We start from the raw sequence: 13,728 nt of genomic DNA, 5'->3' as shown, positions 1-13,728 counted from the left end.
CTGAGACGATCGGCCGCATGGACGCCATCACCTTCCCTCCGGCTCCCACCAACGAGCCGAACCTGACCTACGCGCCCGGCACCCCGGAGCGCGAGGCACTCGTCGTCGAGCTGGCCCGGCTCGAGGGCCAGCAGCACGACCTGTCCGCCGTCATCGGCGGCGAGCGACGCACGGGTGGAGGTCCCGAGACCCGGGTCGTCCAGCCGCACGACCACCAGCACGTCCTCGGCACCTTCCACGGTGCGAGCACGAAGGACGCCGAGGACGCCGTCGCGGCGGCCACCGCGGCTGCCCCCGACTGGCGCGCGATGCCGTTCGACGAGCGGTGCGCGATCATCCTCAAGGCCGCCGACCTGCTCGCCGGCCCGTGGCGCCAGCGGCTCAACGCAGCGACCATGCTCGGGCAGTCGAAGACGGCGTTCCAGGCCGAGATCGACGCCGCGTGCGAGCTCATCGACTTCTGGCGCTTCAACGTCCACTACGCCAAGCAGATCCTCACCGACCAGCCGATCGCCAACAGCCCCGGCATCTGGAACCGCACCGACCACCGTCCGCTCGAGGGCTTCGTCTACGCGATCACGCCGTTCAACTTCACCGCGATCGCCGGCAACCTGCCCACCGCGCCGGCACTGATGGGCAACACGGTCATCTGGAAGCCGTCGCCGACCCAGCAGCTCGCCGCGTCGCTGACGATGGAGCTGCTGGAGGAGGCCGGCATGCCGCCCGGCGTCATCAACATGCTGCCCGGCGACGGCATCGACGTGTCCCAGGTGGCGCTCACGCACCCCGACCTGGCCGGCATCCACTTCACCGGCTCCACGCCGACCTTCCAGCACCTGTGGCGCACGATCGGCGAGAACATCGCCGGCTACCGCACCTACCCGCGCATCGTCGGCGAGACCGGCGGCAAGGACTTCATCGTCGCGCACCCGTCGGCCGACCCCGACGTGCTGCGCGTGGCGATGATCCGGGGCGCGTTCGAGTTCCAGGGCCAGAAGTGCTCGGCGGCCTCGCGCGCCTACGTGCCGCGCTCGGTGTGGGCGAAGATCAAGGACCAGCTCATCGCCGACACCGAGGCGCTCACCATGGGTGACGTCACCGACCTGTCGAACTTCATGGGCGCGGTGATCGACGACCGCGCGTTCGCCAAGCACCAGAAGGCGATCGCCCGCGTGGAGGCCACCGACCACCTCACGCTGCTCGCCGGTGGCCAGACCGACGACTCGGTGGGCTGGTTCGTGCGTCCCACGATCGTCGAGTCCTCCGACCCGACCGACCAGATGTTTTCCGAGGAGTACTTCGGCCCGATCCTGGCCGTCCACGTCTACGACGACGACCAGTTCGAGGACGTCGTGGCGCAGATGGAGTCGTTCGCGCCGTACGCCCTCACCGGCGCGATCATCGCCCAGGACCGCTCCGCCATCGCGTGGGCGCGCAAGACCCTGCGCTTCGCGGCCGGCAACTTCTACATCAACGACAAGCCGACCGGCGCCGTCGTGGGCCAGCAGCCGTTCGGCGGCGGCCGCGCGTCGGGCACCAACGACAAGGCGGGCGCCGCGGTCAACCTGCTGCGCTGGACCTCGCCCCGCTCGATCAAGGAGACGTTCGTCCCGCCGACGACGCACCTCTACCCGCACCAGGGCTGAGCACCGCACGACCCGGGTGGGAGGATGGCCGCATGACCGCGGCCGTCCTCCCGCTCCACATGGGCGCCCTGCACCCCTACGAGCAGGCGCTCACGCTGCTGCTCGCCTTCGGGCCCTTCGTGGTGCTGGGGCTGGTGCTGCGCCGGCGGAGCAAGGAGCTCGCCGCCGAGGAGGCAGACGGCCGGGCCCGCCGCGACGACGAGCCGGAGCAGCTGCGGACGGGGCCCGACGGGGTCAGGTGAAGACCGGCACGCGCGCGCCCGTCAGGTCGCTCCGCTCGGCGTCGGTGGGCGCTGCACGACCCGTGCCGACGAGGGCGACCCGCTCGTCGGTCCACCCCGCCAGCTCCCGGCCGAGCAGCGACTCCACGACGCGCCGCACCTCGGCCAGGCCCGCACCGGTCGGCGGCGCCGCCTCGAGGTGGAGCACGAGGTCGGCGTGGTGCAGCGTCGCCTCGACCGCCAAGGTGCTGGCGAGGTCGGCGGCCGTGAGGGTGTGCCCCTGGGTGGTCAGCACCGCGTCTGGCGCGAGGCTGTCGTACGCACGGACCGTCGCCGCCGCCGCCTCGAGGTGCCGTTCGCGCAGCTGGGTCCATCCCCTGAGCGAGGCCTCCGCGCGGGTGGCCCGGCGCATCGCGTCGTCCTTCTCCGCGTCACTGCCCCAGTCCCGCCAGTAGGACACGGCGTCCCGGTCGGGCTCGCCGGACCCCGGGACGTGCACGGCGACCAGCCCGCGCACGGCGTCGTCAGCCATGTGGTGCACGAGGTCGCGGACCGCCCAGCCGCTGCAGCCCGTCGCCGACCACCCGTCGTGCTCGTCGAGCCGCTCGACGACACCGGCCAGGGCGAGGTAGACGTCCGCCAGCAGGCTCACCTGGCCAGCCACTCCGTGCCGACCCGGTGCTCCACGTCGAGGGCGCTGGAGAACAGGTCCGCGACCATGGCCTCGATCTTGCCGCCCACCAGCGGGATGCGGACGCTGAGGTCGAGGTCGATCGTCTCCGTGGTGGTGCCGCCGGACTCGTGGAGGACGAGGGTCCCGCGGGCCTCGCCGGGCTTGCCCGGGATGGCGAGCTCGACGTCGGCGCCGGTCGGCGAGGTCCAGGTCTCGGTCTGGACGATGACGATCTCCTCGCCGACGAACTTCCGGGCGAAGGAGGGGATGTCGCCGGCCGAGCGCACCTGCTCGATGCGCACGTGGTCGCCGTCGACGTCGACCGAGCCCCGCCTCACCTTCTGCCGGGCCAGCACCTCCTCGCGGAAGGCCGGGTCGTCGAGCATGGCCGCGACGGCCTCCGCCGGGGCGTCGTAGGTCAGCTTCTTGGTGAGCCTCGTGCTCATGTCTCCACCCGCGTCCGTGTCGTCGTCCGGCCTGCCGACCAGGTCCGGATCTGCCCTTCGTGAGGGCCCCATCATGGCCGAGCGGAGAAGGTGACGCGCCGGTAGGGACCCGTGTTGTGACGGTCACAGCGCGCGTCCTAGGGTCGGGGCGTGGCGACGCCCGAGGAGACCAAGGACCACCAGCTCGACGCGGCAGCGGAGGTACGTCCCGAGTGGGGCGACCTGCTCCGTGCCTACTACCGGCACGTCGCGCCGGAGGAGGTGGCCGAGCGCTCCCCGGAGGACCTGGTGGGCGCCGTCGTCTCGCACCACGAGCTCGCCGGGTCGCGACCCCAGGGCACCGCGTCGGTCCGCGTGGTCACCCCCACCAGCGCCGAGTCCGGCTGGTCGGCCGCGGGTCGGTCGGTGGTCGAGGTGGTCACCGACGACATGCCGTTCCTCGTCGACTCGGTGACCATGGAGCTCACCCGGCTCGGGCACACCGTGCACACCGTCATCCACCCGCAGCTCCTGGTCGAGCGCGACATCACGGGCGCGCTGCGCCAGGTCGGGTCGTTCGACGAGGACGTCCGCGCCGAGTCTGGCGAGAGCGGCGCCGAGTCGTGGATGCACGTCGAGATCGACCGCACCGACGACGCCGAGGCCGCCGACGTCACCGAGGGCGTGCAGCGGGTGCTGCGCGACGTGCGGGAGTCGGTCGAGGACTGGGCCAAGATGCACGCGCAGGCCCTCGCGGTCGTCGACGAGCTCGCCGCCGACCCGCCGCCGCTGCCGGTCGAGGAGCTGCGCCAGGGCCGCGACTTCCTCACCTGGCTGGCCGACGACCACTTCACCTTCCTCGGCTACCGCGAGTACGTCCTCGAGACCGAGGAGGGCGCGCCCGACGAGTGCGGCCTGCGCGCCGTCCCGGGGTCCGGGCTCGGCATCCTGCGCAGCGACCAGGACCTGTCGTCGGCGTTCGCCAAGCTGCCGCCGCTGGTGAAGGCGAAGGCGCGGGAGAAGACGCTGCTGGTCCTGGCCAAGGCCAACTCGCGCGCCACCGTGCACCGCCCGGCCTACCTCGACTACGTCGGGATCAAGACGTTCGGCCCCGACGGCGAGGTCGTGGGGGAGCGCCGCTTCCTCGGCCTGTTCTCCAGCGCCGCCTACACCGAGTCGGTGACCCGCATCCCGGTGCTGCGCGAGAAGGCGACCGAGGTCATGCGCCGCGCCGGGTTCGACCCGCGCAGCCACGCCGGCAAGGCGCTGATGGACACCCTCGAGAACTACCCCCGCGACGAGCTCTTCCACACCTCGCCGGCCGAGCTCGCGCCGATCGCGCAGGACGTCATGTTCGCCCGCGAGCGCCGGCAGCTGCGCGCCTTCGTGCGGCGCGACACCTACGGGCGCTACGTCTCGGTCCTGGTCTACCTCCCGCGCGACCGCTACAGCACCGCGGTGCGCGAGCGGTTCGCCGACATCCTGCGTGACGAGCTGGGCGGCGAGCACGTCGAGTTCACCGCGCGGGTCAACGAGTCGACGACCGCGCGGGTGCACTTCGTGGTCCACCCGCCGCTGGGCAGTCACATCCCCGACGTCGACGTCGCCGAGCTCGAGCGCCGCCTCATCGAGGCCTCGCGCTCGTGGCGAGACGACTTCGTCGCCGCGGTCGTCAACGACTACGGCGAGGAGCGCGGCTCGCAGCTCGCGCGGGCCTGGTCCGACGCCTTCCCCGAGGCCTACAAGGAGGACTACAGCCCGCAGCGCGGGTCGGCCGACCTCGGCCGGATCGAGGCCATCGAGGGAGAGCAGGGCATCGACCTCGCGCTCTTCGACCAGGACGAGCGCGACGGTCGCTACCGCCGCGGGGAGTCCCGGCTCAAGGTCTTCCGCGTCGGTGAGCCGCTGTCGCTGAGCACCGTGCTGCCGATGCTCACCTCCATGGGCGTCGAGGTCGTCGACGAGCGCCCCTACGAGCTCGAGGGCCTGGGGCGGCCGTCGTACATCTACGAGTTCGGCATCCGCCACGGCCGTGTGCTGCCGCCCCACGAGCGGGCGCTCTTCGGTGAGGCGCTGCGCGCGATCTGGGACGGCTTCAACGAGATCGACGGCTTCAACAACCTGGTCCTGGCCGCCGGGCTGACCTGGCGGCAGGCGACGGTGCTCCGGGCCTACGCCAAGTACGCGCGGCAGGGCGGCTCGCCCTTCGCCCTCGACTACATCGAGGAGGCGCTGCGCAGCAACGTCGACATCACCCGGCTGCTCGTCGAGCTCTTCGAGGCGCGCTTCGACCCGGGTCGCGGTGACCGCTCGCTGACCGCCGACGCCGAGGCCCGGGTGGCCAAGGTGGAGGCGATCGAGGAGAAGCTGGCCAAGGCCCTCGACGACGTGGTCAGCCTCGACCACGACCGCATCCTGCGCTCCTACCGCACGCTCGTGCGTGCCACCCTCCGCACCAACTTCTTCCAGCGCACGGCCGAGGGCGAGCTGCACCCCTACATCTCGTTCAAGCTCGAGCCGTCGGTGATCCCCGACCTGCCCGAGCCGCGCCCCCGCTACGAGATCTTCGTCTACAGCCCGCGCGTCGAGGGCTCGCACCTGCGCTTCGGCGCGGTCGCCCGCGGCGGCCTGCGCTGGTCGGACCGACGCGACGACTTCCGCACCGAGGTGCTGGGCCTGGTCAAGGCGCAGATGGTGAAGAACACCGTGATCGTGCCGGTCGGGGCGAAGGGCGCGTTCTTCTGCAAGCAGCTGCCCGACCCGGCCGACCGCGACGCCTGGCTGGCCGAGGGCGTGGCCTGCTACAAGACGTTCATCTCCGGCCTGCTCGACATCACCGACAACCTCGTCGAGGGCGAGACCGTGCCGCCGCGCGACGTGGTGCGCCACGACGGCGACGACTCCTACCTCGTCGTGGCCGCCGACAAGGGCACTGCCACCTTCTCCGACATCGCCAACGGCGTCGCGAAGGACTACGGCTTCTGGCTCGGCGACGCCTTCGCCTCCGGCGGCTCGGTGGGCTACGACCACAAGGCGATGGGCATCACCGCGAAGGGCGCCTGGGTCTCGGTCCAGCGCCACTTCCGCGAGATGGGCATCGACTGCCAGGCCGAGGACTTCACGTGCGTCGGCATCGGCGACATGTCGGGCGACGTGTTCGGCAACGGCATGCTGTGCTCCGAGCACACCCGCCTCGTGGCGGCCTTCGACCACCGCGACATCTTCATCGACCCGCAGCCCGACGCCGCGTCGTCCTACGCCGAGCGCCAGCGCCTGTTCGCGCTCCCGCGCTCGAGCTGGCGCGACTACGACTCCTCGCTCATCTCCGAGGGCGGGGGCGTCTGGTCGCGCTCGGCGAAGTCGATCCCGGTCTCGCCGCAGGCACGCACGGCGCTCGGCCTGGCCGACGACGTCACCGCGATGACGCCGGCCGAGCTGATGCGCGCGATCCTGCTCGCGCCCGTCGACCTGCTCTGGAACGGCGGCATCGGCACCTACGTGAAGTCGTCGGAGGAGTCCGACGCCGACGCGGGCGACAAGGCCAACGACGCCATCCGCGTCAACGGCGAGGACCTCCGCGCCCGCTGCATCGGCGAGGGCGGCAACCTCGGGTTCACCCAGCTCGGCCGCGTCGAGTACGCCCGCTACGGCGCGGGCGGCGACGGCGGACGGATGAACACCGACTTCATCGACAACTCGGCCGGCGTCGACACCTCCGACCACGAGGTCAACATCAAGATCCTGCTCGACCGCGTCGTGCACGCGGGCGGGATGGACGAGGCCGCGCGCAACGCGCTGCTCGCCGAGATGACCGACGAGGTCGGTGCGCTGGTGCTGCGCGACAACTACGAGCAGAACCTCGCGCTCGCCAACGCCGAGGCGCACGCGCCCTCGCTGCTCCACGTCCACGAGGACTGGATGCGCGAGCTCGAGCGGCGCGGGGTGCTCAACCGCGACCTCGAGGGCCTGCCCAGCACCCGTCAGGTACGCCGTCGCCTCGACCGCAAGCAGGCGCTGTCGGCACCCGAGCTGTCGGTGCTGCTGGCCTGGACCAAGATCGTGCTCGCCGACGAGCTCATCGAGTCCGACCTGCCCGACGACCCCTACCTGCGCGAGGACCTGCTCGCGTACTTCCCCAGCCGCATGAAGCCCGACCTCGAGCAGGCGATCGAGGACCACCCGCTGCGGCGCGAGATCATCGTGACCCAGGTCGTCAACGACCTCGTCAACGGCGCGGGCATGACCTTCTGGCCGCGGCTCGCGGGGGAGACCGGCGCGAGCGCCGCCGACCTGACTCGAGCGAACTTCGTGGCGCGCGAGATCTTCGGCTCGCTGCCGCTGCGCCAGGAGATCGCCGCCCTCGACAACCAGGTCCCGGCCGAGCGCCAGACCCGGATGCGGATCGAGATGCGCACGCTGGTCGAGCGGGCCTCGCGCTGGCTGGTCACCAACCGCCGTTCCGGCCTCGACTCGTCCGCGACCGTGGCGTTCTTCCGCGGCCGCGTGCAGGCGGTGATGGCCGAGCTGCCGAGCATCATGAGCGGCCGCGAGAGCGAGGACCACGCCGCGCGTGCGAAGCGGCTCAGCGACCAGGGCGTCCCGGAGGACCTCGCCTCGCGCGTCGCCGTCCTCGCACCGGCGTACGCCCTGCTCGGCATCGTCGAGACCGCGGACCGGCTCGGGCTCGACCCGGCCGAGGTGGCGCGGGTGCACTTCGCCCTCGGCGAGCGGCTCGGCCTCCCCGCCCTCGTCGAGCGGATCTTCGCGCTGCCGCGCGACGACCGCTGGCAGACGATGGCGCGCGCCGCCGTGCGCGACGACCTCTACGGCGTGCACCAGCAGCTCACCGCGCAGGTGCTCGAGTCGACCAACCCCGACGACAGCGCACCGTCGCGGGTCGCGGCGTGGGAGGACTCCGAGCAGGAGCTGGTCGCGCGTGCCGAGAAGACGCTGCGCGAGATCTGCCGCGAGGACACCGCCGAGCTGGCCCGCCTCTCGGTCGGCCTCCGGGTGGTGCGCGGCCTGCTCGCCTGACGCGCGCGAGCTGACGCATCTGCACGCTTCGACGCGGTCGAGCTGACGCATCTGCACGCCACGGCTGGTGCAGATGCGTCAGCTCGGCGTGCGCACCGTGTGCAGATGCGTCAGCTCGACGGGCGGCTCAGAACAGCAGGACGGCGGCCACGACGCCGGCGGCGACGACCGCCCAGCGGAAGACGGCGTCGGGGAGCAGGCGGCCGATGCGGGCGCCGACGTAGCCGCCGACCAGCGAGCCGGCGGCCAGCAGGACCACGACGTCCCAGCGGGGATGGGCGACGACGACGAAGATCGCGCCGGCGACGATGTTGCCGACCATCAGCGCGAGGGTCTTGAGCCCGTTGACGACCCGGAGCTCGAGGTCGGTGCCGAGGCCGAGGACGGCGACCATCATCACGCCGGCGCCCGCACCGAAGTAGCCGCCGTAGACCCCGGTGAGGGTGGCGAACGCCGTGGTGGTGGGCGACATGTGGCGGCGTTCGGCCGGCTGCTCGCCGTGACGTCGCTCGTGGCGGGCGCGCAGCCAGGCCGCGACCCGCGGCTGGACGCCGACGAGCGCGCAGGTGAAGAGGATGAGGAACGGCACGACCGCCTCGAAGACGCCGGGCGGCAGGCCCAGCAGGAGCGCGGCGCCCGCCACGGCACCGAGAGCGCAGACCAGCACGATGGCGCGCGCCACCGGACCGGCCTCGCGCACCTCGGCCCGGTAGCCGAGGACGCCGCCGACGCCGCCGGGGATCAGCCCGAGGGTGTTCGAGACGTTGGCCACGACCGGCGGCAGGCCGAGCCCGACCAGGATCGGGAAGCTCAGCAGGGAGGCGACGCCCACGGTGGAGGAGAGCACGCCCGCCCCCAGCCCGGCCGCGACGACCAGGACCGCCTCGCCTGCGGTCACGGCTGCTCGCGGAGCAGGGCGACGTCGCTGACCATCGCGACGTGCGCGTGCATCGCCTCGGAGGCGGCCTCGGGGTCACCGGCGCGGATGGCCTCGGCGATCGCGCGGTGGCCGGCGAGGGAGTCGGCCGGGCGGCCCGGCTGGCCGAGCGACTCGATGCGGGTCTCCTTGATCAGGTCGCCGATCTCGTCCATCAGCCGCGCCAGCAGCAGGGAGTGCGACGCAGCGGTCACGGCGCCGTGGAAGCGCTCGTCGCCCTCCACCCCGCGACCGCCCGCCTCGATGTCGGCCTCCATCGACGCCAGCGCGTCGTCGATGCGGGCGAGGTCGTCGTCGGTGCGGCGGAGCGCGGCGAGCGAGGCGATCTTGGTCTCGAGCGCGTCGCGGGTCTCGATCACCTCGGGCAGCCGGTCGGCGTGGCTGCGGATCGCCTCCACGATCCGGGTGGTCTGCTGCTGGCGCTCGGTGACCACCGTGCCGTCGCCGTGACGCACCTCGACCACGCCGACGACCTCGAGCGCCACCAGCGCCTGGCTGAGGGTTGCGCGGCTGACGCCGAGGCGCTGGGCGAGCTCGCGCTCCGGGGGCAGCCGGTCGCCGGCGGCGAGGCCGTTGGCGGCGATCCACGCCGAGATCTGACCGGCGACCTGCTCGTAGAGCCGGGTGCGCATCAGGCGAGGCGGGAAGGAGTCGGCCATGCGGTCAGCCTATTGACGATCGGCTCATTGTGCTATTGGCTAGGCCACTGATCCAGCATTGTGACCAGGGCCACTCCCCGCCCCGGGTGCTGGCGCTCGACCCACAGCTCGGAGGTCTCACATGGGTCCGGAATGGATCGCGATCATCGCCCTGGTCGCCTTGTTCGTCGTCGGCACGCTGCTGCCGATCAACATGGGCGCGCTGGCCTACGTCGCCGCGTGGCTCGTCGGCATGTACTCGCTCGACCTCGACGAGAAGGAGATCCTCGCCGGCATCAGCGCCGACCTCGTCCTGACCCTGATCGGGGTGACGTACCTCTTCGCCATCGCCCGGCAGAACGGCACGGTCGACCTCATCGTCCGCACCGCCGTCTCCTCGGTCGGCGGCCGCGTCGCCCTCATCCCGTGGGTGATGTTCGCCGTCACCGCGGTCATCACCGCGATCGGCGCGGCCAGCCCGGCGGCGTGCGCGATCATCGGCCCGATCGCCCTCGGGTTCGCCGGGCGCTACGGCATCAGCCCGCTGATGATGGGCATGTTCGTCGTGCACGGCGCGCAGGCCGGCGGCTTCTCGCCGATCTCGATCTACGGCACGATCACCAACTCGGTGATGGAGGACGCCGGCCTCGGCGCCTCGCACCTGACGATCTTCTTCTCCAGCCTCGCGGTCAACACCGTCATGGCCGCGATCCTCTTCGTCGTGCTCGGCGGACGGAAGCTGATCTCGCTGCGCATGGACGCCGACGGCGAGCTCGTCCACGCCGGCGGCGGCACGGTCGCGGCCGGTGGCGGGTCCGCGGCGCCCGGTGGCAGCACCCGTCGTGACCGCTCCAGCGCCGCCTCGGCGACCGGGGCGACGCCCACCACCGGCACGCCCAACCCGGAGGACAGCGGCACCCGCCTCGAGCACACGCTCACCCTGCTCGCCTTCGTCGCGGTCGCCGTCGTCGCCCTGGTCTTCGACAAGAACATCGGCTTCGCCGCGATCACGGCCGCGGTCGTGCTGTCGATCCTCACGCCGAAGGCCTACAAGGACACGGTCAAGCAGATCGCCTGGCCGACCGTCCTGCTCGTCGCCGGCGTCAGCACGTACGCCACGATCCTCACCACCGCGGGCTCGCCCGAGTTCGTCGGGAAGTGGGCCGCCGGCCTCGGCGCCGCGGCCATCGGCGCGCTGATCCTCTGCTACGTCGGCGGCATCGTGTCGGCGTTCGCCTCCTCCACCGCGCTGCTTCCGGTGATCATCCCGATCGCGATCCCGCTGGTCGCCGAGGGCGGCATCTCCGCCGGCCTCTTCGTCGCGGCCCTCGCGGTCAGCTCCACGATCGTCGACGTCAGCCCGTTCAGCACCAACGGCGCCCTGATGCTGGCCAACAAGCCGGACAACATCGAGGAGACCACCTACTACAGGCAGATCCTCGGCTACGCCACGATCGTCACCCTTGTCGGCCCGCTGCTCGTCTGGGCAGCCCTCGTCCTCCCCGGATGGTGAACAGCATGACCGGACCTCTCTCCGACCTCCTCGTCGTCGACCTCACCCGCGCCCTCGCCGGGCCGCACTGCACGCAGATGCTCGGCGACCTCGGTGCCCGCGTGATCAAGGTGGAGGCGCCCGGCAGCGGCGACGACACCCGCGGCTGGGGCCCGCCGTTCGTCGGCGAGCCCGACGCCCGGCAGTCGACGTACTTCCTGTGCACCAACCGCAACAAGGAGTCGATCGCCCTCGACCTCAAGGACGCGACCGACAAGGACGTCCTGCTCGGGCTCGTCGAGCGCGCCGACGTGCTGGTGGAGAACTTCCGCACCGGCGTGCTCGAGCGCCTCGGCCTCGGCATCGAGGAGCTGATGCGGCTCAACCCGCGCCTGGTCGTCCTGTCGATCACCGGCTTCGGCCACGACGGGCCCGAGGGCGGGCGCGCCGGCTACGACCAGATCGCCCAGGGCGAGGCCGGCCTCATGTCGCTCACCGGTTCGGGCCCTGACGACCCGCAGCGCGTCGGCGTCCCGATCGCCGACCTGCTCTCGGGCATGTACGGCGCCTACGGCATCCTCGCCGCGCTCCACGAGCGCGAGCGGACCGGCAAGGGCCAGGTCGTGCGTACCTCGCTGCTCGCGTCGGTGGTCGGGGTCCACGCCTTCCAGGGCACCCGCTGGACCGTCGCCGGCGAGGTCGGCCGCGCGCAGGGCAACCACCACCCCTCGATCGCGCCCTACGGCCTGTTCCACTGCCGCGACGGCGCCGTGCAGATCGCGCTCGGCAGCGAGGGGCTGTGGAAGCGGTTCTGCGAGGGCTTCGGCCTCGACCCCGCCGCCGAGGGCCTGGCGAGCAACGGCGAGCGCGTCGCCCACCGCGACCGCGTGATCGAGGTCGTCGAGGCCGCCTTCGCTGACTGGGACTCCGAGGCGCTGCTCGCCCGGCTGGCCGAGGTCGGCGTGCCGGCCGGCAAGGTGCGCACCCTCGACGAGGTCTACGAGTGGGACCAGGTCGCCAGCCAGGGCCTGCTGCTCGACGTGGAGCACGCCAGCCTCGGCCACCTCACGCTCCCCGGTCCGCCGCTGCGCTTCTTCGACGGCGAGGGTGCGGAGGTCACCCGTCGCGACCACGTCGCGCCCCCGCTGCTCGACCAGCACGCCGACGAGATCCGCGCGTGGGTCGGGGGAGGTGGGGCGTGAGCACCCCGACGCGGACCCGCCGCTGGACCGCCCACGAGCTGCTCGACCTGGTTCTCGACGAGGGCACCTTCAGCTCGTGGGACACCCCCGTCGACCTCAGCGGCACCGAGCCGGGCTACCGCGCAGTGCTCGAGGCCGCCGCCGAGAAGGCCGGCACCGACGAGTCGGTGCTCACCGGGCGCGGCGAGGTCCGCGGGCGCCCCGTGGCGGTCGTCGTCAACGAGTTCGCGTTCCTCGCCGGGTCGATCGGCCGGGCGGCCGCCGACCGGATCATCGCGGCCGTGCGCCGCGCCACCGCCGAGGGCCTGCCGCTGCTGGCCAGCACCTCCTCGGGCGGCACCCGGATGCAGGAGGGCACCCCCGCCTTCGTGCTGATGGCGGAGATCTCGCGTGCGCTGATGGACCACCGTGCGGCCGGGCTGCCGTACCTCGTGCACCTGCGCCACCCCACCACCGGCGGCGTGTACGCCTCGTGGGGCTCGCTCGGGCACGTGACCGTCGCCGAGCCAGGGGCGCTGGTCGGATTCCTCGGTCCCAAGGTCTTCGAGGCACTCAACGGCCGACCGTTCCGCCCGGGCGTCCAGGTCGCCGAGCACCTCGCCGCGTGCGGGGTCATCGACGGCGTGGCGGCGGCCGAGGACCTCCCGGCGCTGGTCGACCTCGCCCTCGGCGTGCTGGTCGACCCGCCCGGCGCCGGCGGCCTGCCGCAGCGGCCCAAGCGGCTGCTCGGCGACCACCCCGCCTGGGACAGCATCGAGCAGACCCGGCGCACGGACCGGATGGGCCTGCGCGACCTGCTGGCCCACGGGGCCAGCGGCACCGTCCGGCTGCGCGGCACCGACGAGGGGGAGCGCGACTCCACCGTCACCGTTGCGCTCACTCGCATCGACGACCAGCCGTGCGTCGTGGTGGGCCAGGACCGATCGCGCCAGACGCCCGGCCACCTGATGGGTCCCGGGGCGCTGCGCGAGGCCCGCCGCGGGATGCGGCTGGCCGACGAGCTCGGGCTGCCGCTGGTCACCGTCATCGACACCCCCGGCGCCGAGCTCTCCCCGGAGGCGGAGGAGCGTGCGATCGCCGGGGAGATCGCGCGCTGCATCGCGACGCTCACCACGATGCGGGTGCCGACGCTGTCGGTCGTCATCGGCCAGGGCTGCGGCGGGGGAGCGCTCGCGCTGCTGCCCGCGCAGATGGTCGTGGCGACCGAGCACGCCTGGCTCTCCCCGCTGCCGCCCGAGGGCGCCAGCGTGATCGTCCACGGCGACGTCTCGCACGCCGCCGAGATGGCGACCAGCCAGCGGGTGCGGGCGGTCGACATGCTCGCCGACGGCATCGTCCACCACATCGTCCCGGAGGTCGACGGCGAGGGCGCCGCCGACCTGGCGCTGGCGGTCGCGGCGGAGATCGGCACCCGGCTGCGCGAGCTGACCGCGGCGCGGGCGAGCTGATCGGTGCCCCGG

10 protein-coding genes are annotated in these 13,728 nt (G+C 72.6%); 6 read left to right on the top strand and 4 right to left on the bottom strand.

Going from position 1 to position 13,728, the window contains the following annotated elements:
• Positions 1–17: 17 nt before the first annotated feature.
• Entirely contained in the window at positions 18–1,646 is a 1,629-nt protein-coding gene (gene pruA / locus ACFFJG_RS04780) for an L-glutamate gamma-semialdehyde dehydrogenase (RefSeq protein WP_378517457.1), read from the top strand.
• A gap of 32 nt (positions 1,647–1,678) precedes the next feature.
• Complete coding sequence (locus tag ACFFJG_RS04775) at positions 1,679–1,888, top strand: hypothetical protein (protein ID WP_378517456.1); 210 nt, start codon at positions 1,679–1,681, stop codon at positions 1,886–1,888.
• On the opposite strand, the gene ACFFJG_RS04770 is transcribed toward ACFFJG_RS04775, so the two are convergent.
• Positions 1,881–2,519 carry a maleylpyruvate isomerase N-terminal domain-containing protein gene (locus ACFFJG_RS04770; RefSeq protein WP_378517455.1) on the bottom strand — a complete coding sequence of 213 codons (639 nt, stop codon included), beginning with the start codon at positions 2,517–2,519 and terminating at the stop codon, positions 1,881–1,883. The two genes, ACFFJG_RS04775 and ACFFJG_RS04770, sit on opposite strands and share 8 nt — an antisense overlap.
• On the bottom strand, positions 2,516–2,986 hold the full coding sequence (locus tag ACFFJG_RS04765; RefSeq protein ID WP_378517454.1) for a DUF2505 domain-containing protein: 471 nt from the start codon (positions 2,984–2,986) through the stop codon (positions 2,516–2,518). The genes ACFFJG_RS04770 and ACFFJG_RS04765 overlap by 4 nt, the downstream gene beginning before the upstream one ends.
• Before the next feature lie 150 nt (positions 2,987–3,136).
• Here ACFFJG_RS04765 and ACFFJG_RS04760 point away from each other — a divergent pair, with 150 nt between their 5' ends.
• Positions 3,137–7,999, top strand: a complete 4,863-nt coding sequence (locus ACFFJG_RS04760; RefSeq protein WP_378517453.1) for an NAD-glutamate dehydrogenase — start codon at positions 3,137–3,139, stop codon at positions 7,997–7,999.
• Positions 8,000–8,126: 127 nt separating this feature from the next.
• Here the strand turns inward: ACFFJG_RS04760 and ACFFJG_RS04755 are convergent, their stop codons facing one another.
• Both ACFFJG_RS04755 and ACFFJG_RS04750 read right to left on the bottom strand, forming a co-directional pair.
• Positions 8,127–8,897: a sulfite exporter TauE/SafE family protein gene (locus tag ACFFJG_RS04755; protein ID WP_378517452.1), complete on the bottom strand. Its 771-nt coding sequence runs from the start codon at positions 8,895–8,897 to the stop codon at positions 8,127–8,129.
• On the bottom strand, positions 8,894–9,595 hold the full coding sequence (locus ACFFJG_RS04750) for a FadR/GntR family transcriptional regulator (RefSeq protein WP_378517451.1): 702 nt from the start codon (positions 9,593–9,595) through the stop codon (positions 8,894–8,896). Before ACFFJG_RS04750 ends, ACFFJG_RS04755 begins: the two co-directional genes overlap by 4 nt.
• A 121-nt stretch (positions 9,596–9,716) precedes the next feature.
• Between ACFFJG_RS04750 and ACFFJG_RS04745 the strand changes: the two genes are divergently transcribed.
• Genes ACFFJG_RS04745 through ACFFJG_RS04735 form a run of 3 tightly spaced genes read left to right on the top strand, consistent with a single transcriptional unit; the run spans position 9,717 to position 13,716 of the window.
• Entirely contained in the window at positions 9,717–11,087 is a 1,371-nt protein-coding gene (locus ACFFJG_RS04745; protein WP_378517450.1) for an SLC13 family permease, read from the top strand.
• A 5-nt stretch (positions 11,088–11,092) separates the two neighbouring features.
• Positions 11,093–12,268, top strand: coding sequence for a CaiB/BaiF CoA transferase family protein (locus ACFFJG_RS04740; protein ID WP_378517449.1), 1,176 nt, complete (start codon positions 11,093–11,095; stop codon positions 12,266–12,268).
• Positions 12,265–13,716 (top strand): carboxyl transferase domain-containing protein, encoded by a 1,452-nt coding sequence (locus ACFFJG_RS04735; protein WP_378517448.1) that lies wholly within the window; start codon positions 12,265–12,267, stop codon positions 13,714–13,716. The genes ACFFJG_RS04740 and ACFFJG_RS04735 overlap by 4 nt, the downstream gene beginning before the upstream one ends.
• Positions 13,717–13,728 lie beyond the last annotated feature (12 nt).

This window comes from Nocardioides zeicaulis (assembly GCF_042432345.1).
Lineage (GTDB): Bacteria > Actinomycetota > Actinomycetes > Propionibacteriales > Nocardioidaceae > Nocardioides > Nocardioides zeicaulis.
Note: the sequence above shows the minus strand (reverse complement) of the source record. Positions and strands in the feature narration are given on the sequence as shown.